The organism is Viridibacillus sp. KH_047 (genome assembly GCF_057838945.1).
In genome coordinates this window covers 1,936,050-1,962,049 of the sequence record NZ_CM174479.1, presented here as the reverse complement: position 1 = coordinate 1,962,049, position 26,000 = coordinate 1,936,050, and the positions used below count along the sequence as shown (strand labels likewise).

The window sequence follows — 26,000 nt, the reverse complement described above, 5'->3', positions numbered from 1 at the left end:
ATTCTATCATGAAAATACTTAATTTTTAAGATAGTTTATTCTTTGTTAAAACATGTTAGACACTATTCATACTTCTCATGTAGACTAGTATTTGCGTAGTATTTTAGAAGGAGATGTAATATGGAAAAAACAACATTAACTGAGCGCACTATTTCTAAAACGTGGATCGTTCTCATTTTGGGTTCATTAACAGCATTTGGTCCACTCTCAATGGACATGTATTTACCCTCTTTACCAACAGTAGCAACCGATTTAGGTACAACGACTTCATTTGCACAATTAAGTTTAACCGCTTGCTTATTAGGTCTTGCCTTTGGTCAACTGATTTTCGGACCTTTAAGTGATATAAAGGGACGTAGAAAACCATTACTTTTCACATTATTTATTTATTCAATTGCTTCATTACTTTGTGCTTTTAGTAGTAGTATTTGGATGCTAATTGGTCTCCGTTTCGTACAAGGTTTCTCAGGAGCTGCAGGCATTGTTATCGCAAGAGCTTCTGCAAGAGATATGTATGACGGGAAAGATTTAACGAAATTCGTCGCTTTACTTGCTTTAGTTAATGGTGCGGCACCAATTCTGGCTCCAATTTTTGGAGGTATGGTATTAAAATTCGCTCCATGGCCTATCGTCTTTATCGTATTAGCTGTCATCGGGATTTTAATGCTTATAAGCATTATCTTTATCTTACCGGAAACATTGCCAGTGGAACGAAGAGCGACAGGTGGGGTTTTTGCGACTGTCAAAACGTTTGGTGGCTTAGTGAAAGATCGTTCGTTTATAGGTTTTGCACTAACACAAGCATTCATTATGACAGCAATGTTCGCTTACATAGCCGGATCTCCATTTGTATTACAAAAGATTTATGGACTATCACCCCAAGCTTTTTCACTGTTTTTTGCACTTAACGGTATAGGTATTATCATTGCTTCTCAAATGACCGGTAAATTGTCTGAAAAAGTAGCAGAAATTAAATTACTTTTATCGGGAATTTTAATCGCTTTTGCAGGAAGTCTACTATTAGTAGCTGCCATTGCATTTAAATTACCTCTAGTTTACATACTTATAGCATTATTTATCATCGTATCAACAGTAGGTATTGTTTCAACAACCGCCTTCTCTATTAGTATGCAAAAGCAAGGAAATAATGCTGGAAGTGCCTCAGCATTACTTGGATTATTACCATTTATAGGTGGTGCAGTTGTTTCTCCATTAGTGGGAATTGCAGGTGAAATGAACGCTTGGCCGATGGGCATCATCATTTTATCTAGCACACTACTAGCTATCATCGCCTTTATATCAATACCAAAAAATTAATCATAAACCGTCCTATTTGATGAACACCAAATAGGACGGTTTTTTTATCAAGTTATCTATCAATATATTTTCCATTCCAACAAATATTCCTCTATAATCCGTACATTTTATTACAAATTATTAGTATTTTCTTTCAATTACAGACTCTTTGACTACAACAGACATAATCTGTACTATAATAGGAGAATGCATTGATTTAGGGGGATAATAATGAAGGTTATAACGACAAGACTTGAAGCAGAGGATGCAAAAATCGTTTATCAAGAAACAGCTGGTATTGCGATTATTACAATTCACCGCCCACAAGCAAAAAACGCATTGACAGCAAATATGTGGGATCAACTGCGTAAAATTGCACTACAAACATTAGAAAATCCCAAAAATAAAGTACTTATTATTCGTGGTCATGGTGAACAATTCACTGCGGGCTCTGATATAAAAGAATTCAATTCGATTTCTCTTGAAAAAGCAGAGGAAGCATTTATTCATATGGAAAAAACAATCTCTACAATCGAACGCTTACCTATTCCAACAATCGCTGTAATCAATGGACCAGCAATGGGTGCGGGACTCGAATTAGCACTTGCCTGCGATATTCGTATCGGGTCAGATAAGGCTAAACTTGGCATACCTGTTGGCAAATTAGGGATTACACTTAACAACAAATTTGCCCAACGCCTTGTCAATTTAATCGGACCAAGTATGACTAAAGATTTAGTATTTACAGGACGCATGTTAAAAGCTGACGAAGCATTTCGCGTCGGTATGTTAAACTACTTAGTTACTGAAAAGGACTTAGACCGCTACGCAATTCGTATGGGGAAATTAGTGGGTTCTATGTCTCCTGCTTCATTACTTGCTGTTAAGCAATCGGTACAGGAATGCGTTGATTCAGCACCTGTTTTATGGACAGGTTCAACACCATTTGTTGATGCAACTGATTTCCCAGAGGGCGTTCGAGCATTTGTTGAGAAGCGTCCACCCGTTTTTGCACGTAAAATGCAATAAGATCATCTTATTGACGCATTTCTCATAGAAAAACTTGTTGTAACGTATATTTATCTAAATACAAAAAGCCATCGTTTTGAACAAAGGTTGATCAAAACGATGGCTTTTTATTTATTATGTAATTTGATTTTTAATAAGTTTAGGTACAATCCTTTATGTCTCATACTTACAAAAGCTCTTTAAACCGTTTCATTACCGAATGGACGGTTAATCTGTGAAATGTGATAAGTTTTCCATTGAAAATGACTGAAAATATTCCATAAGGTGTTGGGGATAACTCCATTAGTTCTTCTCTGCTTTTTAAATCAATAATTTTGACATCTAACCCCAATTCATTTGCACCCATAATTATATTTTCAGTTGCGACTTCTACGTAAGGACATTGAAAGGAGCGTAGTATAGTAAGGTTTTCGAATTTATTAATTCTTTCATCCCAATTAGTAGGAAACACAGGTAGTAAGGTGCTATTTTCAAACTGATAAACAAGTAATTCAAAATTAAAAGGCGCTCTATCTACCAATTTAAATTGATTCTTTAAAAAGATATCCTTACTTGGTGTCCAAGAAGTTTCAGGATTTGTAACCACTACTACACCATGCTTAGACTGGTTTTCTGCATCTTGAAGACATTTATTAATTAGTTTAGTCCCGTATCCTTTTCCAGTTTGACTTACCCATAGACAATGGATTACCAAATAATTATTAGCGTGGACCACCCTATAGGAAAACTCAGCATCAGTATATTCAATAAAACCTACTTGTTTTTTATTCTCTATTAATTGAATATACTTTAAACCTTTCTCGAAACTTTCGTTAAGCCACTTATTTTTATTTATGTATCCAAGTGATTTCTTTTTACTTCTGAGACAATAACTCCCCATTCCTTCGAGAATTTCGGTATCTAGCTCAACCATTTGCAAATCTTCCAAAGAAATCACCCCTTTTCTCTATATAACTATTTCAATTTGTTTTATTATTTCCTTCTTCCATTAAACTGCTTCTTTAGGTCAATAAGAAAAAAGGAACTATATACTTATTTAAGCCACATACCTTACATAGATTTTTTTGGTTTAGATATGCCTTTAATGATTAAATAAATTAATACGCCTGTGATTGTAAATGCTATAACTACATTTAAAGTATTCGGTTTCCCTAGTATCATTTCAAGTAATTGGTCATACATTGGTATATTTAACCATTTAAGTATTCCCATCATTATATAATACCCGATTACAATACTAACTATATTATATAGACTGTATTTCTTCATCACACTTTCAACTCCTATAATCTATGTCCGTTACTTAAATGATTCTCATATTTTATATACTTCTACACCCTTCTGAAAATACCTGCTTATTCCATTAACCTGCTTCTTTAGGTCAATAAGAAAAAAGAGTTTCCTTAGCATGCACCAGTTGGCCATCCATATAGTTTAAAAATAAATGCTACACCACAGAAAACAACAGATTATTAAGTTCTTTCATGAGAGTCCAATATTAAAGGTATTATGCGAAAAACATAAAAGGATAGAAGATATAATAGTCATCTACATTATGAATTAAGAAATGCCATAAAGGATAAGATATACCGCATATCACGATCGACGTGATCATTGGCACCACATTATACTTGTGTATTTTATATAACCCAAGATTCACTGCTATTCCAATCAACAAAACAAAAATCGTAGGGAGTAATAAATATAAACCTATTGAAAAAGACCCGAGAAAACTGATGAAATAAAGTAAAAAAGCAAAAATATAAAACCAAATTGCCACCTTCTTCATTGGTTTCACGACCTCCTTTTATATCTCTTTCTAAAAGAGAATAAAAACTAAATTATTGTAGCTAATTATTGATTTAAATACAAATTTAAAATGGGTTATAGTTCACTGACAGTAATTATAATATATTTTCAAAATTGGTTCTAAAACAAAATTAAAGAGCATCATTCTTATATGTGAATGATACCCTCTAAAAACCGTACTTACTAATGATACGGTTCTCCGTAACTTGTATTCTGCAATACCTATTTATATTTCCCTAGTTTCTTCCCTTAGCCATCCGCGCTCTTCTTCATTTAAATAAGGAGCTAGCTTCGTATATACCTCTTGATGATAATTGTTTAACCATTGCTTTTCACTCTCAGTTAACATATCTTTATTGATACCGGCTAAATCAATTGGGCAATACGTAATTGTTTCAAACTTCATAAATTGACCAAACTCTGTTTTCTCGTCTTCATCTACTAACATCATATTTTCAATTCTAATTCCATATTTACCTTCAAGGTATATTCCCGGTTCATTCGTAATAATCATGCCTTTTTCTAATGTAACATTATTATTATTCCTTATGCTTTGTGGTCCTTCATGAACATTCAAGAAAAAACCTACCCCATGTCCTGTCCCGCATTTATAGTCTAAACCATACTGCCATATTGGTTGTCTTGCTAAAACATCTAAGTTAGAGCCTGTAGCTCCGTATAAATATTTTACTGAGCTTAATGCAATAAATCCTTTTAACACCAAAGTAAAATCTCTTTTTTGTTCATCGGTAAGTTTACCTAAAACAATCGTTCGTGTAATATCTGTTGTTCCATCATAATACTGTCCGCCTGAATCAATTAAAAAAAGACCTTCATTCTTAAGAGTAAATTGCGTTTCTTTATTGGCTTTATAATGCATCATCGCAGCATGTTCTCTGTAACCTGCTATCGTATCAAAGCTAGGTCCAACATATCCTTCCTGCGCCCTTCTGAAATCTTCTAATCTTTCTTCTGCATTAATCTCTGTAATTTCTTCTTTGTCTACAACGTTTTTTAGCCATTTTATAAATTTCACCATGGCTAAACCATCTTTTATTTCACACCATTTTACATTTTTTATCTCAACTTCATTTTTAATAGCTTTTAAATTAGTCGTGATGTCAGGACTTTCAATTTTCTTTGTAGTACCGTTAATGGCATTATATAATCTGCTATTTATTTTATTCGTATCTAAAATAATGGTATCTCCTCTTGAAAGATTTCCCAAGAAAGTTTGTATTTCATGATTCGCTTTTAACTCGATTCCTTCAGCCTCCAGTTCTGATTTAACCAAAGGGGAAACCTTGCAAGAATCAATAAATAAATAACATTTATGTTCTGCTACGATTACATTTGCTATTACAACTGGATTGTTAGGCACATCGGCCCCTCTTATATTCAAAAGCCATGCAATGTCATCAAGGGAAGTTAAAATATAATAATTTGCTCCTACATTTTCCATTTCTTTTCTTACTTCATTTAATTTTTCTACTTGTGATTTGCCAGCATATTTTATGTCATGAGTAAAAATTGGTCCTTTAGGAATCTCCGGTCTATCTTCCCACAGATCACCAATTAAATCTCGATTCATTTTTAATTCGATTCTCTTTGCTTTTAGATCTTTTTCCATCTTTTTAACCATATTAATTGAAAAAACATTTCCATCAAAGCCTACAATGCTTCCTTCATTAAGAACATCTGCTAGCCATTCTGAATAAAATGGTACTCCTGGATCCACCATTCTAAATAATCTGATTCCTGAGCCCTCAAGCTGCTTTTCTGCTTGAATATAGTATCTACCATCTGTCCATAACCCAGCATCCTCTAATGTAATAACTACTGTACCTGCAGACCCTGTAAATCCTGATATCCATTGTCTACATTTCCAATGTTCTGCTACATATTCACTCTGATGTGCATCAAAACTGGGAATTATATAAGCATCCATTTGATTTTCTTTCATTAGCTGTCTTAACTTTTCGACCCTATCCCTGATATTCATTACTAATACCTCCATTTTCCTTAAGACTAAATTCTTTATTTTCACGATCATATAGCCATGAAGCTAGTACTATACTAATTATTCCGGCTGAAATGATTGACTATAAATTAAGTGAAGAATGTCTCTACCACGATAATGCTTCATAAATTCTCCCTCAATTTTCATACCAATTTTTTCGGCAACTTTACATGAAGCTAAATTATCAGGCCTAATTTGAGCAATAACTTTTTCTGCCTTTAATTCATTAAAGGCATATTTCATACAAGCCTCCGCACCTTCGATAGCATAGCCCTTGCCCCAAAATTCTTTATCAAGAATATAGGCAATCTCAATATAGGAAACACCTTCAATAGAATCTATCATCGGTCCGATTACACCAATAAACTTCCCAGTTTCTTTTTCAATTGCCGCAAAGTAACTAAAGCCATCTTGATCATATCGAATTAAATTTTTCTCTATCCACTCGTTTACTTCTTCATCTGAAAATGCGTGGTCCCATGCGTACATTACTTCTATATCTTGTAGAAAAACGCATAAATTATTAAGATCATCTTTAGTTATCTTCCTAAATCCAAGTCGATTAGACTGTAAAATCCACTCCATTATATTCACCTCTTAAAATATACATGTTCTCTAATAAGCTGATAATTTCTCTATCACTACCCAACAATCAAGATAATAAATCTTATAGATTAGAATATCACAGTTTTCTAACTATTACCAAAACACAGAATTATTATATAACATCAAAAAAATCTTTAACTAAACTCTTTACACTCTCTAACTATAAAATCTTAAATTGTATTATTTAATTTATTGTCTCACTCAAATTCTTTTTTCAACAAAAAAGAATCCATTTTGAACAACTACATCAAAATAGATTCCTTCTATTTAAATAGTATTTACTAAATTCAACTCACAAAGCTATGAATCAATATATTAAAATACCTTACTCTTTAGCATTACGACATTCATTTACTCAAAGACCTTTTCACACCAGCAATCTATTTATCTAGTGTCAGTAAAAGTTCTCTTATTGTTTTACAAGCCATCGCGGTAGATGCTCCAGATGGATCGTATGGTGGTGATAGTTCTACCACATCCGCAGCCACAATTTGTTTTAGTGATTGAAACTGGTTGATTGCTTCTAATAATTCACGATACGTGATTCCACCTGGTTCTGGAGTGCCTGTTCCAGGGAAAACACCTGGGTCAAGTACGTCTAAGTCAATTGTAATATAGACCGGAACATCTTGTAGTTCAGCTATTTTCTCTTTTAGTGTATCTAGAGAAAAGCGTTCCATATAAGTATGCTCTTTTGCCCATTCAAACTCTTCTTTTAAACCAGAACGAATTCCAAATTGAAAAATTCTACCGTCTCCAAGGAATTCATGACAACGTCTAATTACAGAAGCATGAGACAATTTTTCACCTAAATAATCCTCACGTAAATCAGTGTGAGCATCGATATGGATTAAGTGCAAATCTGGATATTTTTCGTATGCTGCTTTAATAGTAGGTAAACTAACGAGATGCTCTCCCCCTACCATTAAAAACTTCTTGCCATCTTCCATAACTTCTTGGCAGTAGTCAAAAATTTGATCTAACACTTTAGAAGTATTGCCAAAAGGCAAATCCAAATCGCCACCATCAAAAATTGCTGCATCTTCAAGATCTTTATCTAAATAAGGTGAGTAGCTTTCTAATCCAAACGAGTCATTTCTAATCGCTTGCATTGCAAAACGTGTACCTGGTCGAAAACTGGTTGTGCCATCAAATGGGACACCAAACAATACCGTTTCTGCTTCACTATATGATTTCTCACACCCTATAAAAGTGTTCATATTTAAAGCTTTATTCCCCATGCTGTAGAGCCTCCATTACGTAACTCGGTAAACCGAATGCTCCAGCATGTAAATTCGTATTATAGTATTTAGTTTTCAGTCCAAACTTTTCCCAAGCTTCAGCATTCAAGTCTTTCAGTGGATCAAAGGTTTTAGATGCAAAACCAAATAGCCAATGACCTGAAGGATATGTTGGCATATGGTATTGATAAACATGAGTAATTGGGAATATGTCTTTAATTTTTCTATGTGCTTTTTTCATATTAGCAGCATATTCCGCAAAGTAAGGTGATTCATGTTGGTTTATTAAAATACCATCTTCATTTAAAACGCGATAGCATTCTTTATAAAATTCTGTCGTAAATAGTCCTTCACCAACTGAAATCGGATCTGTAGAGTCCACAAGAATTAAGTCAAAGGATTGATCAGGTGCATTTTTCATATATGCCATACCATCATCAAAAAGCAATTTCATACGGCTATCTTCTTCAACACCGTTAGCAGTTACTGGTAAGAATTCTTGACATAAACGGAAAACACGTTCATCGATTTCAACCATCACTACTTCTTCAACTGATGGATAACGCAACACTTCACGCGCTGTTCCGCCATCTCCCCCACCAATAATTAATACTTTTTTAATTGAAGGATTTGTTGCAAATGCAGGGTGTACAATCATATCATGGTATACGAATTCGTCTTTCTCATTAACCATCATTAAGCCATCCAATGTGAAAAATGTACCGAATTCCTCTCCTTGATAAAAATCAATTTGTTGAAATGGGGTTTTTTCACTATATAGTTCTTTATCGTAAGCAATCGAAAATTTACATTCATTGCTCCACTGTTCAGTATACCAAGCCATTATTTCACACCTTCTAATTCTATTTTAACTTTAATTTGATCAATTTCTTGTTCTGCAAATTGACGTATTTTATCAGCCATACCACGTGGAATTTCAAAAGATTCCGTCTTTGTAGCATGCAGTTTTTCTGATAAGTAGTCAGCTGCTTTCCATGGATTTACTGAATCGCCGCAAGTATATACATCTACAGAAGCAAATCCATATTCCGGCCATGTATGAATTGTCAAATGTGACTCTTCAATAATAACCGCTCCTGAAACTCCGTACGGATTAAAGTGATGGAAAACAGATTCAACAATAGTTGCTCCTGAGTAATCCGCCGCCTCATTCATAAATCTTTCAATCATTGCATTATTTTCAATTACCTCACTTGGACAACCGTAAAACTCAATTAAAACATGTCTTCCTAAAGTTGATAATTCTATACCCATTTACGCTTCCTCCTTGATTACAGTTATATGATTTGCTTCTTTTGCTTCTATCAGAACATTCCCTAATGTCTGACAATAATATTGGTATTGCTGGAGAACATCATGAGAAATCAGTTCTCCTGGTATAACAAGGGGAATACCTGGAGGATAGATCATCAACGAGTCTGCACTTATCCTACCTACTGCATCTTCAATGGCGATTGATTCATGTTCTGCATAAAATGCTTCACGTGGACTTAAAACCAGTTCATTCACTTGATTGGCAGTTACATAAGTTGATTGAATCGTCGTATTCTTTCCTATTCTCTTTTCAATGTCCTTCAAAGCTAAAACTAATTTGTCAATTGAATTCTTCGTATCGGCACTCGTAATGACTGCCATCACTACATAACCTTCTGCTAACTCCATTTGAATCCCGTACTTTTCTTTTAAAATTGAATACATCTCAAATCCAGTTAATCCAAGATCATTGACCCGTATTACTAATTTTGTCCAGTCGTACGATTGGTTAAAATGTGCTTGTACATATTGTGCCGTCAACACTTCATAACGTGAGCCCGATTCAATTGTTCTTACTGCGTCATCTATAATTGGCTTTAAATCAGCAAATCGCTCTTCACCGTATAAAGACAACTCTCTTCTAGCCACATCTAGCGAACTCATTAGTAAGTAGTTTGCACTCGTTGTTTGTAGCATGTTCAATACTTTTTGTATGTGCTCTTGTGCAATTTTGTCATTTTGAAGAAGTAGCAAAGAACTTTGTGTCAGTGATCCACCTGTCTTATGCATACTTATAGTAACTGCATCCGCCCCTGCAGCAATTGGGTTTATGATGTCATCAGACATGAAACCTAAATGGGCACCATGCGCGCCATCCACTATAACCGTAACATCACGCTCATGGGCGATACGGCAGATTTCTTGCAAATCACTCATAGAACCAAAGTATGTTGGATAGGTCACCAATAGAGCCTTTGCTTCTGGATGTTCATGCAGTGCTTTTTTCACATTCTCAACAGAAATGCCATGTGTAATCCCAAAATGATGATCGACCTCGGGCTGTATAAATACAGGTTTTGCCCCACTTAAGATAAGTCCATCCATCACCGATCTATGACCATTTCGCGGTACCAACAAAGTATCACCTGGCTTGCATGTTGCCATAATCATTGCCAGTATTCCAATTGTGGTACCGTTAACTAAAAAATAAGAATGATCTGCCCCGAAAGCTTCTGCAGCCAATTGCTGCGCTTTTTTTATAACAGTTTGAGGGTGACCTAATAAATCTAGTTCTTTCATGGAATTAACATCCATACGCATAGTCATTTCCCCAAGTGCTATTTTCAAAGGATTCATTTGTGCACCCATTTTATGACCAGGTACATCAAATGGTGTAACATCTTGCTGAGCATACTGGATTAACGCCTCAAACAAAGGCATCTTATCCTGCTCTTCAAATGTTTTTCTTTCGGTAGCAAGCACTTGCATGTCGTTCATCATTGACCAACTCCAGCGAATTCAAAGCTGGAAACAAGTTGTTTCAGTTCGTTCACTTTATCCGTTCTTTCCCAAGGTATATCTAAGTCACTTCTGCCGAAATGTCCATACGCTGCAACTTGTTTATATTGCGGTTTACGTAAATCCAAAATGTTAATAATGCCCGCTGGGGTTAAATCAAAAGTTTTGCGAATTGCACGAAGTAGCTCCTCTTGTGACACTTTTTCAGTTCCAAATGTTTCAACAGCAATACTAATTGGTTCACTTACACCAATTGCATACGACAATTGAATTTCACATTTTTTTGCTAGCTCAGCAGCAACAATATTTTTTGCTACATACCTTGCAGCATAAGCCGCAGAACGATCGACTTTTGTAGAATCTTTACCAGAAAATGCTCCGCCTCCATGACGAGCAGCTCCACCATATGTGTCTACAATAATTTTACGTCCCGTTAATCCAGCATCACCATGTGGTCCACCAACAACAAAGCGTCCAGTTGGGTTAATTAAAATTCGGAATGTTTGATTTAAACCGAACTCTCTAGCAGTCTCTTTAATTACGTTTTCGATTACGTAATCTTCAAATAATTCTTTATCGAAATCTGCATCATGTTGAATTGACATCAACACCGTATCAATAATTGGTGTACCTGGATTTGTATAATCGATTGTTACTTGTGATTTCATATCTGGACGTGCCCATTTAAAAGCCCCACTTTTTCTTAGCTGAGATGCTTTTTTCACTAAAGTATGTGCCATTTCGATTGGTAATGGCATCAAGTTTTTTGTTTCATCCGTTGCATATCCGAACATAATTCCTTGGTCTCCAGCTCCAATTGCTTGAGTATCACTTGAAGAATCGATACCCATTGCAATATCAGGTGATTGACTGTGAATTAATACTTGTACATCACAAGTATGCCCGTTGATACCAAGGCGTTCATCAATGTAACCAATTTCGATCAATGTATCTCGCGCGATTTTCTCAATGTCTAATTTGGCTGTAGTCGTAATTTCACCGCCTACAATCACTGTGTTTGTAGTGTCAAACACTTCACACGCCACTCTAGAAAATGGATCTTGCTCAAGCGCTGCATCCAATACTGCATCAGATATCTGATCTGCAATTTTATCTGGATGCCCTTCTGATACAGATTCGGAAGTAAATACAATTTTTTCAACCAATATTAACCACTCCTGTAAAATAAAATCATTTTTTAGGCATAAAAAAAGCTCTCCTCCAACCAAAGGAAAGCTTCGATTAATATCAGCTGCTTATCCTCTTATCGTTCACAAAGTTTAACTTTGCGCTCAGGTTGGGCACCCATGATCTGATTCACTCTGAACCAAATTGGTTTGCCACCGTATCTTCGACCCCTCGTCTCAACGGCTATTAATAAGATGACTTTATTTATGATGGTGCTAATGTTAATAGATTTTAATTATCATGTCAATTTATTTTTTTTAGATTTTTTAGTGAAAAAAGAATCTTCTTTAAATACCCCAAAAAAAGTTTTAAGGGATTTCTCAGAATCTCTAAATCCCCTAAAACCTTAAAGAATGCCAATCAATTTACTCAACCGTTTACACGTACATGATCAATTCAATACTTTTTGCAATTCAATTTTGAAGTAAAAAAGTAGCTCAATTCCATAAAACCTAGTAAACCTCTAGGTAAAGATTTATCCTTGAAGTTATACTCATTATTTTCCAACTCAATAAGAAAACTAAAAACAAACATATTATTAGATCGGTTAATCTATTCAAATAAATTAAGCTGTATCAATTTTATATATTTGCTATTAAGCTCTAAAAGTACACGTAATAAGGTTTATTAGCCCAAAAAATAAGCTAGTTACATTTCTTGTGTTTGAATAATACTTTATTCTATAAAATTCTAAATTAACAAAGTTAATCTGATATTTAAATAAATTAAAGCTACAATTTTTGGTAATTATGTAATTCTACAATTTCTATCAATTCTAAATTCCCTTGTTGAGCAATCGGAATTTCTTCTACCATTTCATTACAAATAATTAAACTGGCCAACTATATTCATGAAAAAATTATGGTTTCCAGTATATATACAAACTATATTCCCCATCGACTAAGTACATCTTTTGTTTGTCTTTTTTCTATACTAAGACTTCACTTAAATGGAGAGTACCAATCGACTTAGTAAAAACCAATTTTTAACAAACGCAATTTACCCCCTATAATGGTTACGTCTTTTCAGAAAAAATAAAAACACATTTTAAGACATAATCATCTTAAAATGTGTTTCTTAGATCGTTCCATATTTAATATTCACTTCGGATAACAAGCGTAATAGCAATTGTAATTACTAGTCTTGTTTACGTTTTGACCGCATCATTTCCACTTTAATATAAAGCCATATATAGCAAAGAGCTATCAAGATAATCAAAATTATTTTCAACCATATGCTTATTGGCGCATCTATTACTGCAAATACTAAACTTGCGACTAATAAAGTGCCTATAATACTTAATATTTTGTAGATCATTATTTGTAAACCTCACATTGTATGTATTTAGCTATTTACGATTTCCTTATTAATGAACGTAATAGATTTTTTTCTAGAAAGACATCTAATACGTTAAATAAAAACCTTTCTGATGAAAATCGTTTCCTTCTGTATTTCTAATGCTATCATGATTTGCTCTATACATACAACTTCTACGGGTAAAATGATCATTTCTTAAAATTTCAGTAGCTTTCCTCAGCTATTTCCCAATCTATAAATTCATTCCTTTGTTTTACCTAATTCATGAAAGCGATCTGGATCATTATAATAAGGTGCAGTTGTGACTGATAGACTACCCAATTTATAATGATTCATCAAAAATACTGCAGGACCTATTTGATTACCATTCTTCAATTGAATTCGAACGAGTCCCCCCATTTCTAATCCATCTAAAAATGTATATTCATTATGTAGTCTTTCTTCTTGTTTTTTATCCAATATATTATCTATTTTGTAATAAATCATCAATAATACAACGCTAAAAACAATCTTTAACCATATACTTAGTTCTGAAGTAGAAATAATCGAAAATAAAACAACCGAAATAAATCTACTTAAATTCCCAATAAATTTGTAATTCATCATTTAACTTCCAATCATTTGTATCTGATTAACCGTTATTCGTATTTCTGCTAATTCCAAGTCAAAATGAGTATCAAATTGTTTTGCGATATCTTTTTGCAAAGCCATCATAGCATCTGGTATAGAGTAATCTATCGGACCTTTTAAAGCTACTGTAATATCTACAGATGGCAAAGGTAATTGCTGATAGTGAATTTTGCTGGACTTTTCAATATAAGAATTGAGGTCGCAAGTAATTTTCACCATATCAGTAAACGCTCTTTTTTGAATAGTGATTGTTTCATCATGAAAATCTGGTTGAACTATCGTGGTTTCCCCTATCTTTTCACGCTTTGGTGTAAAAATCTCGACACCCTTTTGAATAAAGCGTTTAAAGAAATTTTGTTCTACCTGTTTCAATGGAATCGGCATAATGTGCTTACCTTCTGTTTTTCGTATAAACTGCGCAAGCTTAATCTCACCTGAAGAACGTAAATCACTTATATAATAAAAATGAGCTATACTCCCACGTTCAAGTCTCTTAGCAATTTGCACTGTCATTTTATCGGAAGTACCAATAAGCAGTAATTTCTGCGGTTGATGTTGATCTATTGCCTCTTGAACGTCTTTTAAATGCTCTTCATCCATGAATATGGCACGTTTCACAGCTTTAAAAGGAGACTTCTCAAATTTCGCAGATATCCCTGCTACCTTTTCACCGTTCACGATAAGTAGTCCATCATCGATAATAGCTTCGATTTGATGTGTATGCGCAAACTCAAGCGCAATCGAGCTTTTCCCCGTTCCACTTGGTCCACTAAGTGAATAAATCTCCATACTAAACCTCCAATGAAATAATCCATTTCTTTTATACAGATCAAATACTTGATTTATATTGGCTCTATTTACAGTTCTTTAAACCACTTATTTTAGCATATCAGCAATTAATACGAGAATTTTCATAACACCTCGTTTTATTCATGACGAATGCTTTTCTTTAAATCAGACACTCAAATCTCTTTCCTCGATATATTTCTCTATAGCTGTTTTATCTTTATCTAACTTAAAATCATTTTTCTTCAGTCTATTGTTCACTTCATTTAGTACAACTAACCCTCTAATCAAAACGCCAATTAATACACCAAAACCAATTATTATAGCTAAATATCCTAACGCTAAAAAGGCGATTAAACTAGCAATAATACCTACCAATATGTATATCGTTAGTTTCATATTATTCTCCTTAAAATACACTTTTTTATTATTATATCAAAATATAATTACTGGCTCTAGTTAAACAAAAAAGCACTCAATTTATTACATTGAGTGCTTATCGTTATTTCAATATAAATTTCTCTATCGCTTTAGCAACACCTTCATTGCTATTTGTATCTGTAATATGCTGAGCTATTTCTTTAACCGCGGGAACTGCATTACCCATTGCAATTGGTAAACCAGCAAATTTTAGCATCGTCAAATCATTCATGGCATCTCCAATAGCCATGACGTTTTCAAATGTCACATTTAACGAATTACTTAACTCCCTTAATGCATTGCCCTTATTAGCAGTACTCGAGTTCACTTCAACATTTTGCAGGAAAGATGTTGTAACGTTATAGCCAAGTTCCTCTAGTTGATCCCACATTGCAGCTCGTTCCTCAACACTTTTAAAAAACAGATTAAATTTGTCGATTGGAAGATTTCGTTCAATTATAAAATCATGAATATTCGGGACAGGAGTACGCGTTTTGATTATAAAATCCGCGAAGTCACCTGCGCCGTATTCTATTGGACGATCATAACAATGTTGACTTATATAGGCTTTACCATCCGCAAATGCTTCTATACGTAAATCTATTGGCTTAAGTAATTGCATAATTCCCAGCGTTTGTTCAAACGTTAATGTATCTTCGTATATTTTTTGTTTCGTAACCAAATTCCATACTGCTGATCCATTCCCGGTGATTGCATATTTGACAAAAGGTAAATCCATAAAGACATCCTGTAATTCATCAAGCGTTCTTCCTGTACAAATAGCAACTTCTACATTGCGGTCAACTGAGTTTCTAATTGCTTCAATCGTTCTTTCTGTTAACTCTAATCTTGGCGTTAAAGTAGTACCATCCATATCTAATGCTATTAATTGAATACTCATTTCTTTTCCCTCGATTCCAATAGTGCTATTAATAATAAATTGATTTAAATAGGTTTTCAATATTAGAACAACCTTCAGTATGATAATATTGAGGCATATGATTGATTAGTTAAAGGAGCTCCAATATATCATGTCTAAAATTGTTCCATATATGTTAAATCCATTTTGTATTACCATTGTCGTCGTACTAATAATTCTATTCGGCAATCAAGCATTGGGTAAATACGCCAATGAATCTTATCCTCTTGCTATTGTATTCTTAATAATCACGATTGCTTGTATCGCTTTTGTCTTATATTTAATAAAGGCATTCAGAATAAAGGCAAAAACTATGAAAGTTGATAATGATTAAAAGCTAGCATATGCTAGCTTTTTAATTTCCGATAATCGTAGAAGAATCTAAATCTTTTAGCCATTTGTCCAATTTTTCTTTTGGATAATATTTTATCCCATCTACTTGTATGTAAGGAAGACCTTTGTAATTACTTCCATCATTACTTGTTAAAGTATATAAAGTTGGTCCATCAATACCCAAGTATTCTATAACTTCCTCTTCTTTTAAAAGTGGACCGTATGTTGATTGTACAAAATCATCATTATCATTCTCTACAATAATTCTTTGCTCACTAGAATTACCTGAAGAATATTCACCAGCCATACATCCTCCAATAACAATGCAAACTCCTAGAAAATACAATGGTTTAATGATCGGATTCACCTTTTTATCATATTCTAAATTTTTCAATTCGTTTGTCTCCTTTTCAAAGGACATTTTAAAAAACCTCACGCCACTGTGCATAATCTTTCAAATAAGTATCTAATTCTGGATATCTTGCACAATACGCAAAACTTTGGGGTGGTGAAAACTTGTACTTCACTTTTAAGGCATACAGGGAAATACCTTCTTTTAATTCATATAAATTTAATATGGGATAAGCATATGTATATTTTGAATTACCCTCATTAAATGATTGATCACCATTACCAATCTCTATTACTTTATCCGGAAAATGAACCGGTGGACCGACTATGGCACAATATTTCAAAGATGAACTAGGTGCAGACTCATAAATCCAGAAATGATTCACTGGTAACTTCGGGATTTTCGATCGAAACTCATTGACCTTTTCCTGTGACTTAATCAGATTGCAATATTGCGGTTTTATGCTAATGAAAATTCCCGTTGACACTTTATTCCCCCTCTTTCTTCCATATTACAGCAAAACCCTCTACATGTTGTAGAGGGTTTTGAAAATTAATATTTAAATTGACTCACCAAAAGCTGGAGTTCTTCTGCCATTTTAGACATCGTCTCAGCTGATGATGTAATTTCTTCCATTGTAGCAAGTTGTTCCTCTGATGCAGAGGCAACAGATTGCGTTGTACTTGATGAATTTTTTGCTATGCTCAAATTATCTTCTACTGATGTATATACATTATTAACGGCATCATACATATTCTTTGCAATTAGATTAACTTCTTCAATTCTCTCTGTTACTTGATCCACCGATTGCAGGATCTTCTCAAAGCCTTGTTTTGTCTCCTCGACTACTAGCATACCAGAAGCTGTTTCCTTAGTTCCAAGTTCAATTGCTTTTACAGCCTTTTCAGTTCCTTTTTGTGTTTGTAAAATTAACTCGGTAATCTGAGATGCCGATACTTTGGACTGTTCGGCTAATTTTCTAACCTCATCTGCAACTACAGCAAAGCCCTTCCCGTGCTCACCCGCTCTAGCCGCTTCAATTGCAGCATTCAAAGCTAATAAATTTGTTTGGTCAGAGATTGCTGTAATAACTGCTACAATATTACCGATTTCATTTGATTGTTTACCCAATTCGTCGATAGATTGACTAGCATTTGAAGTAGCATTATTTATTACACTCATTTGATGAATAACTTTTTGTAATGTATCATTACCATTTAATGCTTCTTGACTTGTTTCTTTCGCTACTTGTGTAACTGTTGTAGATTGGTCCACAACTTTCTGCAGATTAGCACGAACAGTCTCAATTGACTTGAAACTATTATGCGACCCATTTTCTTGCATTTCAGCACCTTCCGCAATATCATGAATCGATTGCGCAATTTGACTCGTCGCTTCAGTTGTTTGTTCAGCATTAGCTGTTAATTCCTCAGAAGCTGCTGCAACATGTACTGAAGAATCGGCCACTTGCTTCATCATTTTACGCAAACTTCCTAGCATTTGATTGAAGGAGTGTGCTAATTCACCTGTCTCATCTTCCGTCTTGACAATCAGTTCTTGTGTAAGATCGCCTTCACCTTCTGCGATTTCTTTTAACTGGCGATTTATTTGTTTAATAGGTCTCACAAGCGCTCGCGTTAATAGAATACTACCAATAATCGCAATTGTTCCTCCAATTAACAATGCTAACACTATTTTCATCACTAAACTCGTCGTGATTTCATTAATTTTTGTAATAGGTTCACCTATAAACCACATACCAATCACTTTACCAGAGGCATCTTTAATCGGTTGGTAAACTGTTACATATTTTTTACCAACTACATCTGCAACCCCAGTATAGGTACTACCTTTCATAAGAACCTGATCAACAACAGTTTCATCTGCTTTTGTACCAATAGATCGCTGACCATCTACTTGTACATTTGTAGCAATACGTGTATCACCATTGAATATCGTAACCGCACCACTTAATGTTTTGCCTATTTCATCGACTAAAGTCGTATCATTCGTAAAATTATGCTCTCCTTTATACAACTCTCCATCTTTAATAGTCCAATCTCCTGTAAATCGGTCATTAACTATCGTCTCTCCTAAAGTAGATGTCTCCATTGCTTGGTCTTCAAACGTTTCCATCAGGGACTTCTCAATCTCCCATTTCGCTACAATCGTGATTAAAATACATAAAAATAAAATAACAAAAACTTGTAACACATTGAATTTCATACCAATTTTAATATGCTTTAGCTTGTTCAAAAAAACCTCTCCTGTCATGTCATATTAATCAATTTTATTTTTTAGAGCTTAATACATGATAAAGGTCTTAATTAATTTCATAAAAATACTAATTATTAGATAATTATATATATTATAGTAAACAGGCACTAAATCATAGTAGGTTTTTCAAATAATTTTGACAATAAAAAAACACCTATCTCTCACACTTTAAGAAAAGAGATAGGTGTTTAATACTGCTGCATTTTTATACTTTAAATCGTTGTGTTAACGTTTGTAATGCCACTGCTTGCTCACTTAGTTCTTGTACAACACTATTTATTTCTTGCAAAGTTGCATTTTGTTCTTCAATAGCACTAGAAATATTGGCAGATTGAGATGCCGCAATTTCTGCGTTATTTGCTATTTCCTCTACAGAGGCTGTTACTTCTTCAGTTCCAGCAGATAATTGCTCAGAAGTTGCTGTAATATCTTCCAGTTGAGTTGTCATTTGAGATACAGAATTCACAATATGACCAAATGACTCACTCGCGTTGTCAATTACGTAAACACCTTGGCTGACATTTTTTAATCCCTCTGCAATTGAAGCTGCAACAACCGTCGTATCATTTTGAATCGTTTTAGTTAAATGAACAATTTGTGAAGCTGATCCTTTTGACCCTTCAGCTAGTTTACGTACTTCTTCAGCCACTACCGCAAATCCTTTACCATGCTCACCTGCACGTGCTGCTTCAATTGCGGCATTCAATGCCAGTAAATTTGTTTGATCTGTAATATCAGTAATTACTTTAGTCATTTTTTGAATCTCAAGCGTTTGTGTCGTCAGTTTTTGTATTAGCTCATTTGTTTCGTTTGTCGAATTTGAAATGACATGCATTTGCTGTTTTGCTACTTCCAAAATCTTTGTTCCATCACTAGCAATTTTAGTAGTATCGACAGCATGATCAAATAATAGTTGCGAAGCTTCAGCAATTCGCCCGACACCAATTGCTGTTTCTTGCATAGCAATTGCGCTTTCCTTCGCTATTTCAACAGAATCGACAGATCCTTTAGAAGTTTGTTCAACGCTATTCGACACACCTTCTGCAGCATGTGAAACTTCAGTCGTACTTGCTGACAGCTCTTCAATCGCCGCACTTAATTGACTCGTATTATCTGAAATACTACTGATCAATTCTTTTAAATAGCGTTTCATTTGATTGAAGGATACCGCTAACTGACCGACTTCATCCTTTGATTTATTTTCAAAATCAGCGTGTGTTAAATCTCCAGTGGCAATTAAATTAGAACCTTTTACAATATCTAATAAAGGATTTACAACTGATTTCTTTATAAATATAATGAAGAAAATTGCTAGAATAATGCTAAGGATAGAAATTAAAGCAGCTAGATACATAGCTTCTTTTGCCATTTTATGAACATTTTCATTTGCTACATCTAATTCTTTTCTCTGATAATCCATAATCTCAATAGTAGATTCTAGAATTTTATCGTTTGTTTCCGTGCCAGCCCCTTTCATTATTTTATAACCAGCTTCTTTATTCCCTTTTTCATATTCTGAAATGACTAAACTTACTGCATCATTAAACTTCCCATTGTATAAATTAATATCAGATATATATGTACGCATTTGTTTAGACATTTCTTTGCCATTTAATTCAGCTATTGCCTGATCGAGCTTTTGTTGATAGCTTTGCAAATTTCCTTTTTCTTTTTCATTACCTTCTATTATATAAGAACGTAAATACAATCCTTGCATACCTAGATTGAATTGAATATCATTCGCTAATTGAATCTTTTCAAAACGGTCCTGTGCTACTTCATCAAAAGCATCTTCAATTGCAGATAACCGATTATAGTTAAATACCATTATCACTATCATCATGACAATCATAGTAATAAAGCCTATACTAATTTTCTTTTGAATAGACATTTGCCTAACCCCTCACATCCCAAAATTAAGTAAAACGTATTAACACTCTTAGCTCTACACTACGCACTGTTAATAACATAACTATAGCATTATGATTAGTCATTTTTACTGATTCAATCGAACTAACAATTAGCAATATGACTTAATTTTTTCTATTCAGGATGAAGAGGTATAAGAATTTAGAATTATTAATATGCTAAATTTTACACAATAAATTGTTTCTATCTAATTTTCTTAGTAATAATCCATTTTCTTATCGATATAACGATACATATTAATTTTATTAATCTCTTCATATATAATAGCTTTTGTTATAGACTACTTTTTCTATTCATCAAAATATCCTTGATTAAATCGTTGTATTAAATAATTTCTCAGAAACTCTCTACAGCTATTTGAAAGTTCACTTTTTGCTGGATGAATTACATCACCATATGGTAACTCTCCTACAAAACGCACCATCCCTGTAAATTCTCTTTTCAATTCATCATCGTAACCAGAGAATTTTACAAAGCACGTTTGAGGTCCATTATGAGCAAAGTCAACGATCATTACTTTATGATTATTCATATTCTCACCACTTTCATTTAATTTCATGTTTAAAAGTAACGGTCCATTGCGTTTAAAATACGCAATGGACCCTTTTTGGTTGTTGCCCTATTTCGTAGTTCCTTCATTATACTTTCTTACATTTTAAATCTATTTGGTGTAAACCCATCGTTCAAGATTACTGCTCGATACAAGAAATCAATTAATTGATGCCCCCTGCTCCTAAAAACACTAACGGTGTATGTAACTTGTACAAATTTATCATCTAAAATATAGAAAATTATATATTAGTTATATTTGAAATCGCACATACTAATTCATCATTTTCATATACAGATCAGTAATAATTAGACTAAAAGTTTTGTATTAACCAAAATAGGTGACGAACTCTTCTTCAATAATAACAAATTAAAAGTTGGAGTTAAATCTTAAAATAATACATTAATACATAAAAGAATACTTTGAATCATATAATTAAAGCGGTAAGTATTTTACGAAAAAAGTATATTAATGTAGAAATAGCGAGAATTAGATAGAATATTCAGTAATTAGATATATGGTTATTTCGAACTATTTTTAATATTCTGAAATTATATATTTTATTATATTGATAACATAACAAATATCCACATTAATAGTTTTCTTTCATATTTATTAAATTACTATTTTTATTATCATAAAAATACCACAAACTCACTTTGACAATTCAACGCACTAAATCTACCAATATTACTATTAAAAAGTTATTACACTAATAAAATATATAAATGGATTTTATTTGTTTCTATGGAATTCTTTTTTTGTTATATTGAAATTAAGCTTTTCACAAGGGCTTATTATTTTAGATAAGGGGGATTTAAATGGCTAAAAAGAAAAAGTACGTACTGTTTACTCTTTTAGCAATCATTTCATTAATCTTAGCTGCATGTAATTTTGGGGGAGAAACAGCTAAAGAAGATGAAGGTAATAAAGGTGATAAAGGTACTGGAAATGAAGTGCAAGAAAAGAAAAAAGCTTTAAATTTGGTTATTTCTTCTGAACCACCTGCAATGAATCCACAGTTGGCTACTGATACAACTTCTGGGAATATTTTATTAAGCCTTTTTGAAGGTTTAACTAGACTTGATAAAGATGCAAAATATGAAAAAGCATTGGCTGAAGATATTCAAATTAGTGATGACCAATTGACTTACACGTTTAAATTACGTGATGCTAAATGGACAAATGGTGATTCTGTTGTTGCAGGCGATTTTGAATACGCTTGGAAATGGGCTTTAGATCCAGCTAATACATCTGAATATGCATCTCAACTTTACCCTATTAAAGGTGCTGAAGAATTTAATACTGGTAAAGGTTCTGCTGATGATATTGCTATTAAAGTTGTAGATGATAAAACATTGGAAGTTACTTTAGCAAATCCTACGCCTTACTTCCTTGAGTTAACAGCATTCCAAACATATATGCCTATTAACAAGAAGGTTGCTGAAGCAAACAAAGAATGGTACGCAGATGCTGGTGAAAACTACGTTACAAATGGTCCATTCAAATTAGCTGAATGGAAACATGATGACTCTTTAAAATTAGAAAAGAATGCTGATTATTGGGACGTTGCCAATGTTAAATTAGACGAAGTAAATATTGGCATGGTTGAAAAAGAACCTACTGCTATAAGTATGTTTAAAGCTGGTGAAATTGATTATTTAGGTTCTCCGTTCCAAAACGTGGCACTAGATTCAATTGATGAGTTCAAAAAGAGCAACCAATTAAATATTCAGCCATTAGCTGGTATTTATTGGTACAAATTAAACACCAAAGGTAAATTCACGAAGAATGCTAATATTCGTAAAGCTTTGACATTAGCTATTAATCGCCAAGAGTTAATTTCAAATGTAACAAAAGGTGAACAAACACCAGCTTTAGGAATGGTTCCTTCTGCTGTTGCTGGTTTTGAAGAAGACCGCGGTTATATTAAAGACAATGATATTGAAGGTGCAAAAGCTGCACTTAAAGCTGGTATGAAAGAACTTGGTATTAAAAAAGCTTCTGACATTAAAATCGGAATTTCTATTAATACAAGTGAAGCACATAACGCTGTTGCTCAATTTATCCAAGAAGGATGGAAGAAAAACTTAGGAATCGAAACTAAAATCGATAACTCTGAGTGGCAAGTTTATTTAGATAAACTTACAAACCTAGATTATGAAGTAGGTCGTATGGGTTGGATCGCTGACTATAGAGATCCTTACACATTCCTAGAAATGTACTCTACTGCTGATAATGGCAACAATGATACTGGATGGGAAAATCCTAAGTACAAAGAGTTGATGAAGAAATCAGTATCTGAAAAAGACCCTGCAAAGCGTCTTGAAATTTTAAAAGAAGCTGAAGGAATTGCAATGGGTGAACTACCAGTTGCACCTATCTATTACTACACTAGCCTTTTTGTTAAAAAGGATTCTGTAACAGGTATGGAACCTGACCCAATCGGTAATATCCAGCTTAAAAGAGCAGATATCACTGAATAGTACGCACGCAGTACACGCTGGATAAACTGTTAGATATTCTATCAACAGCAAAGAGCTGCCTCATAGTCGTTTATTCGGCTAATGAGACAGCTTTTTTTAAACTAAACTCTAAGTAAAAAAGGAGGAGTTTCATGTGATTAAATACATTTTAAAAAGACTTATGTACATTTTGCTTGCTCTTTTTGTCATAATTTCTGCCACATTCTTCTTAATGAGATTGGCCCCAGGAAGTCCATTTGCGAGTGAGCGTAGTTTTCCACCTCAAATAGAGAAACAATTAAATGCAAAGTATGGATTAGATAATCCTTGGTATATCCAATATAAAGATTATCTTATCGATTCAGCTTCATTCGATTTTGGTGAATCTATGAAATATAAGATGCGTTCTACAAATGATATGATTTCAGAAGGATTTCCTATCTCTTTAACGTTGGGTATCGAAGCCATGCTACTTGCTGTGGGACTAGGCATACTTTTAGGTGTCATTTCAGCACTATACCACAATCGTTTTCCCGATTATTTAGCCACTACAATTGCCGTTCTTGGAATATCAATTCCTTCTTTTGTATTGGCTGGTTTATTGCAGTATTTCATAGCTTTTAAACTTGGTTGGTTCCCAATCAGTGGTTGGAAAGGCTTTATCTATAGTATTTTACCTGCTTTCGCCATTGCCTTGACACATATGGGTTTTATCGCCAAACTTACGCGATCCAGTATGCTTGAGCAAAATAATAGTGATTATGTCAAAATGGCCCGAGCAAAAGGAATTGGCAAATGGACAATCGTATTCAGACATACATTACGTAATGCCCTATTACCTGTCGTTACATATATTGGACCTTTAACAGCTGGTGTTGTGACGGGAAGTTTTATTGTAGAACAAATTTTCGCAATTCCGGGACTTGGTAAACACTTCGTTACTAGTATTTCGAATCGTGATTATACAGTTATTATGGGTACTACCGTCTTCTACTCTATCATCCTTTTACTTGCGGTATTTATCGTAGATATTTTATACGGAATTATCGATCCGCGTATTAAGCTGAGAGGGGCGAAAAAATAATGCCACAACAACAATTAGAAAAAATCGAAAAAGAAATGTTTGAAATTGTCGGTGGAAGACATGATGAAACTGAAAAGCTAGCAAAGAAATCTGTGTCTTTTTGGAAAGAGGTTATCATCCGATTTTCTCACAATAAATTAGCTATATTCGGTTTAATAGCACTTGTAACTATTTTATTAATGGCTATTTTTGTACCCGTATTTTCACAATATACTTATAGTGAACAACTAGGAATATACAATAAAGCTCCATCGGCAGCAAATTGGTTTGGTACAGATGATTTAGGAAGAGATGTATTTGTTCGTGTTTGGGAAGGTGCAAGAATTTCTTTGTTCATTGGTATTACTGCTGCTGTTATCGATTTAATTATCGGGGTATTGTGGGGTAGTATTTCAGGCCTAGCTGGAGAACGTGTAGATAATATTATGATGCGTATTGCAGATGTTTTAACAGCAGTCCCCTATTTACTTGTTGTAATCGTTTTATCAGTAGTTTTAGGAAATGGAGATTTTGGGAATGGTTTAATACCTATGATTATCGCACTTTCTGTCACTGGGTGGATTAATATGGCTCGTATAGTTCGTGGTGAAGTACTATCCATCAAAAACCAAGAATATGTCTTAGCTTCCCGTACGCTAGGAGCTAATACGAAACATTTAATTATTAAACATTTAATTCCAAATGCATTAGGTGCTATTTTAGTAACAATGACATTAACTATTCCAACTGCCATTTTCACAGAATCTTTCTTAAGTTATCTTGGCCTTGGTGTATCAGCACCAATAGCAAGCTGGGGTACAATGGCTTCTGAAGGAAACAATGCTATTACAAATGCGCCTTGGAGACTAATTTTCCCTGCGCTAATGATTTCTATAACTATTTTTGCATTTAATGCAGTTGGCGATGGCTTACGCGATGCACTAGATCCAAAACTACGTAAATAAGGAGGTTGAACA

24 protein-coding genes are annotated in these 26,000 nt (G+C 33.9%); 6 read left to right on the top strand and 18 right to left on the bottom strand.

Annotated features, from left to right (window positions below; translation table 11 throughout):
• Nucleotides 1-120 precede the first annotated feature (120 nt).
• Nucleotides 121-1,317 carry a multidrug effflux MFS transporter gene (locus AC3IS5_RS09810; RefSeq protein WP_489427638.1) on the top strand — a complete coding sequence of 399 codons (1,197 nt, stop codon included), beginning with the start codon at nt 121-123 and terminating at the stop codon, nt 1,315-1,317.
• A 210-nt stretch (nt 1,318-1,527) separates the two neighbouring features.
• Nucleotides 1,528-2,325: an enoyl-CoA hydratase/isomerase family protein gene (locus AC3IS5_RS09805; protein ID WP_489427637.1), complete on the top strand. Its 798-nt coding sequence runs from the start codon at nt 1,528-1,530 to the stop codon at nt 2,323-2,325.
• 166 nt (nt 2,326-2,491) lie between these two features.
• Here AC3IS5_RS09805 and AC3IS5_RS09800 read toward each other — a convergent pair whose 3' ends face one another.
• From AC3IS5_RS09800 to AC3IS5_RS09740, 13 genes are all read right to left on the bottom strand, one after another.
• Entirely contained in the window at nt 2,492-3,253 is a 762-nt protein-coding gene (locus AC3IS5_RS09800; protein WP_489427636.1) for a GNAT family N-acetyltransferase, read from the bottom strand.
• A gap of 122 nt (nt 3,254-3,375) precedes the next feature.
• A complete protein-coding gene (locus tag AC3IS5_RS09795; protein ID WP_489427635.1) occupies nt 3,376-3,594 on the bottom strand; it encodes a hypothetical protein in 219 nt (72 codons plus the stop codon).
• 766 nt (nt 3,595-4,360) lie between these two features.
• On the bottom strand, nt 4,361-6,136 hold the full coding sequence (locus AC3IS5_RS09790; protein WP_489427634.1) for an aminopeptidase P family protein: 1,776 nt from the start codon (nt 6,134-6,136) through the stop codon (nt 4,361-4,363).
• A 78-nt stretch (nt 6,137-6,214) separates the two neighbouring features.
• Nucleotides 6,215-6,739 carry a GNAT family N-acetyltransferase gene (locus AC3IS5_RS09785; RefSeq protein WP_489427633.1) on the bottom strand — a complete coding sequence of 175 codons (525 nt, stop codon included), beginning with the start codon at nt 6,737-6,739 and terminating at the stop codon, nt 6,215-6,217.
• Between the two features lie 401 nt (nt 6,740-7,140).
• Nucleotides 7,141-8,001, bottom strand: coding sequence for an agmatinase (gene speB / locus AC3IS5_RS09780; RefSeq protein WP_489427632.1), 861 nt, complete (start codon nt 7,999-8,001; stop codon nt 7,141-7,143).
• Nucleotides 7,991-8,845 carry a polyamine aminopropyltransferase gene (gene speE, locus AC3IS5_RS09775; protein ID WP_489427631.1) on the bottom strand — a complete coding sequence of 285 codons (855 nt, stop codon included), beginning with the start codon at nt 8,843-8,845 and terminating at the stop codon, nt 7,991-7,993. Before speE ends, speB begins: the two co-directional genes overlap by 11 nt.
• The gene (gene speD, locus AC3IS5_RS09770) at nt 8,845-9,276 is read right to left on the bottom strand and encodes an adenosylmethionine decarboxylase (protein ID WP_489427630.1); all 432 of its coding nucleotides are present in this window, start codon (nt 9,274-9,276) and stop codon (nt 8,845-8,847) included. Before speD ends, speE begins: the two co-directional genes overlap by 1 nt.
• Complete coding sequence (locus AC3IS5_RS09765; protein ID WP_489427629.1) at nt 9,277-10,776, bottom strand: aminotransferase class I/II-fold pyridoxal phosphate-dependent enzyme; 1,500 nt, start codon at nt 10,774-10,776, stop codon at nt 9,277-9,279.
• Complete coding sequence (metK, locus tag AC3IS5_RS09760) at nt 10,773-11,963, bottom strand: methionine adenosyltransferase (RefSeq protein ID WP_489427854.1); 1,191 nt, start codon at nt 11,961-11,963, stop codon at nt 10,773-10,775. The genes AC3IS5_RS09765 and metK overlap by 4 nt, the downstream gene beginning before the upstream one ends.
• Nucleotides 11,964-13,539: 1,576 nt before the next feature.
• Complete coding sequence (locus AC3IS5_RS09755; RefSeq protein ID WP_489427628.1) at nt 13,540-13,902, bottom strand: hypothetical protein; 363 nt, start codon at nt 13,900-13,902, stop codon at nt 13,540-13,542.
• A gap of 3 nt (nt 13,903-13,905) precedes the next feature.
• Complete coding sequence (locus AC3IS5_RS09750; protein WP_489427627.1) at nt 13,906-14,718, bottom strand: hypothetical protein; 813 nt, start codon at nt 14,716-14,718, stop codon at nt 13,906-13,908.
• Nucleotides 14,719-14,883: 165 nt separating this feature from the next.
• Entirely contained in the window at nt 14,884-15,114 is a 231-nt protein-coding gene (locus AC3IS5_RS09745; protein ID WP_489427626.1) for a hypothetical protein, read from the bottom strand.
• 103 nt (nt 15,115-15,217) lie between these two features.
• Nucleotides 15,218-16,036: a Cof-type HAD-IIB family hydrolase gene (locus AC3IS5_RS09740; protein WP_489427625.1), complete on the bottom strand. Its 819-nt coding sequence runs from the start codon at nt 16,034-16,036 to the stop codon at nt 15,218-15,220.
• 130 nt (nt 16,037-16,166) lie between these two features.
• Between AC3IS5_RS09740 and AC3IS5_RS09735 the strand changes: the two genes are divergently transcribed.
• On the top strand, nt 16,167-16,388 hold the full coding sequence (locus AC3IS5_RS09735) for a hypothetical protein (RefSeq protein ID WP_489427624.1): 222 nt from the start codon (nt 16,167-16,169) through the stop codon (nt 16,386-16,388).
• A 21-nt stretch (nt 16,389-16,409) separates the two neighbouring features.
• On the opposite strand, the gene AC3IS5_RS09730 is transcribed toward AC3IS5_RS09735, so the two are convergent.
• From AC3IS5_RS09730 to AC3IS5_RS09710, 5 genes are all read right to left on the bottom strand, one after another.
• Nucleotides 16,410-16,781 (bottom strand): helix-turn-helix domain-containing protein, encoded by a 372-nt coding sequence (locus tag AC3IS5_RS09730; protein ID WP_489427623.1) that lies wholly within the window; start codon nt 16,779-16,781, stop codon nt 16,410-16,412.
• 28 nt (nt 16,782-16,809) lie between these two features.
• Entirely contained in the window at nt 16,810-17,226 is a 417-nt protein-coding gene (locus AC3IS5_RS09725) for a hypothetical protein (RefSeq protein ID WP_489427622.1), read from the bottom strand.
• A 65-nt stretch (nt 17,227-17,291) separates the two neighbouring features.
• The gene (locus tag AC3IS5_RS09720) at nt 17,292-18,995 is read right to left on the bottom strand and encodes a methyl-accepting chemotaxis protein (RefSeq protein ID WP_489427621.1); all 1,704 of its coding nucleotides are present in this window, start codon (nt 18,993-18,995) and stop codon (nt 17,292-17,294) included.
• A 226-nt stretch (nt 18,996-19,221) separates the two neighbouring features.
• Nucleotides 19,222-20,907: a methyl-accepting chemotaxis protein gene (locus tag AC3IS5_RS09715; RefSeq protein WP_489427620.1), complete on the bottom strand. Its 1,686-nt coding sequence runs from the start codon at nt 20,905-20,907 to the stop codon at nt 19,222-19,224.
• 327 nt (nt 20,908-21,234) lie between these two features.
• Nucleotides 21,235-21,477 (bottom strand): hypothetical protein, encoded by a 243-nt coding sequence (locus AC3IS5_RS09710; RefSeq protein WP_489427619.1) that lies wholly within the window; start codon nt 21,475-21,477, stop codon nt 21,235-21,237.
• An 839-nt stretch (nt 21,478-22,316) separates the two neighbouring features.
• On the opposite strand from AC3IS5_RS09710, the gene AC3IS5_RS09705 reads away from it, so the two are divergent.
• From AC3IS5_RS09705 to AC3IS5_RS09695, 3 genes are all read left to right on the top strand, one after another.
• A complete protein-coding gene (locus tag AC3IS5_RS09705; RefSeq protein ID WP_489427618.1) occupies nt 22,317-23,981 on the top strand; it encodes a peptide ABC transporter substrate-binding protein in 1,665 nt (554 codons plus the stop codon).
• Nucleotides 23,982-24,114: 133 nt separating this feature from the next.
• Entirely contained in the window at nt 24,115-25,044 is a 930-nt protein-coding gene (locus tag AC3IS5_RS09700; protein WP_489427617.1) for an ABC transporter permease, read from the top strand.
• Entirely contained in the window at nt 25,044-25,988 is a 945-nt protein-coding gene (locus tag AC3IS5_RS09695; protein ID WP_489427616.1) for an ABC transporter permease, read from the top strand. The genes AC3IS5_RS09700 and AC3IS5_RS09695 overlap by 1 nt, the downstream gene beginning before the upstream one ends.
• The last annotated feature ends 12 nt before the right edge of the window (nt 25,989-26,000 follow it).

Excerpts from the sequence above, each read along its gene's own strand:
- AC3IS5_RS09810 (WP_489427638.1), top strand. The coding sequence starts at position 121 with ATGGAAAAAACAACATTAACTGAGCGCACTATTTCTAAAACGTGGATC.
- AC3IS5_RS09805 (WP_489427637.1), top strand. The coding sequence starts at position 1,528 with ATGAAGGTTATAACGACAAGACTTGAAGCAGAGGATGCAAAAATCGTT.
- AC3IS5_RS09795 (WP_489427635.1), bottom strand. The coding sequence starts at position 3,594 with ATGAAGAAATACAGTCTATATAATATAGTTAGTATTGTAATCGGGTAT.
- AC3IS5_RS09790 (WP_489427634.1), bottom strand. The coding sequence starts at position 6,136 with ATGAATATCAGGGATAGGGTCGAAAAGTTAAGACAGCTAATGAAAGAA.
- AC3IS5_RS09785 (WP_489427633.1), bottom strand. The coding sequence starts at position 6,739 with ATGGAGTGGATTTTACAGTCTAATCGACTTGGATTTAGGAAGATAACT.
- speB (WP_489427632.1), bottom strand. The coding sequence starts at position 8,001 with ATGGGGAATAAAGCTTTAAATATGAACACTTTTATAGGGTGTGAGAAA.
- speE (WP_489427631.1), bottom strand. The coding sequence starts at position 8,845 with ATGGCTTGGTATACTGAACAGTGGAGCAATGAATGTAAATTTTCGATT.
- speD (WP_489427630.1), bottom strand. The coding sequence starts at position 9,276 with ATGGGTATAGAATTATCAACTTTAGGAAGACATGTTTTAATTGAGTTT.
- AC3IS5_RS09765 (WP_489427629.1), bottom strand. The coding sequence starts at position 10,776 with ATGATGAACGACATGCAAGTGCTTGCTACCGAAAGAAAAACATTTGAA.
- AC3IS5_RS09755 (WP_489427628.1), bottom strand. The coding sequence starts at position 13,902 with ATGAATTACAAATTTATTGGGAATTTAAGTAGATTTATTTCGGTTGTT.
- AC3IS5_RS09750 (WP_489427627.1), bottom strand. The coding sequence starts at position 14,718 with ATGGAGATTTATTCACTTAGTGGACCAAGTGGAACGGGGAAAAGCTCG.
- AC3IS5_RS09745 (WP_489427626.1), bottom strand. The coding sequence starts at position 15,114 with ATGAAACTAACGATATACATATTGGTAGGTATTATTGCTAGTTTAATC.
- AC3IS5_RS09740 (WP_489427625.1), bottom strand. The coding sequence starts at position 16,036 with ATGAGTATTCAATTAATAGCATTAGATATGGATGGTACTACTTTAACG.
- AC3IS5_RS09735 (WP_489427624.1), top strand. The coding sequence starts at position 16,167 with ATGTCTAAAATTGTTCCATATATGTTAAATCCATTTTGTATTACCATT.
- AC3IS5_RS09715 (WP_489427620.1), bottom strand. The coding sequence starts at position 20,907 with ATGTCTATTCAAAAGAAAATTAGTATAGGCTTTATTACTATGATTGTC.
- AC3IS5_RS09710 (WP_489427619.1), bottom strand. The coding sequence starts at position 21,477 with ATGAATAATCATAAAGTAATGATCGTTGACTTTGCTCATAATGGACCT.
- AC3IS5_RS09705 (WP_489427618.1), top strand. The coding sequence starts at position 22,317 with ATGGCTAAAAAGAAAAAGTACGTACTGTTTACTCTTTTAGCAATCATT.
- AC3IS5_RS09695 (WP_489427616.1), top strand. The coding sequence starts at position 25,044 with ATGCCACAACAACAATTAGAAAAAATCGAAAAAGAAATGTTTGAAATT.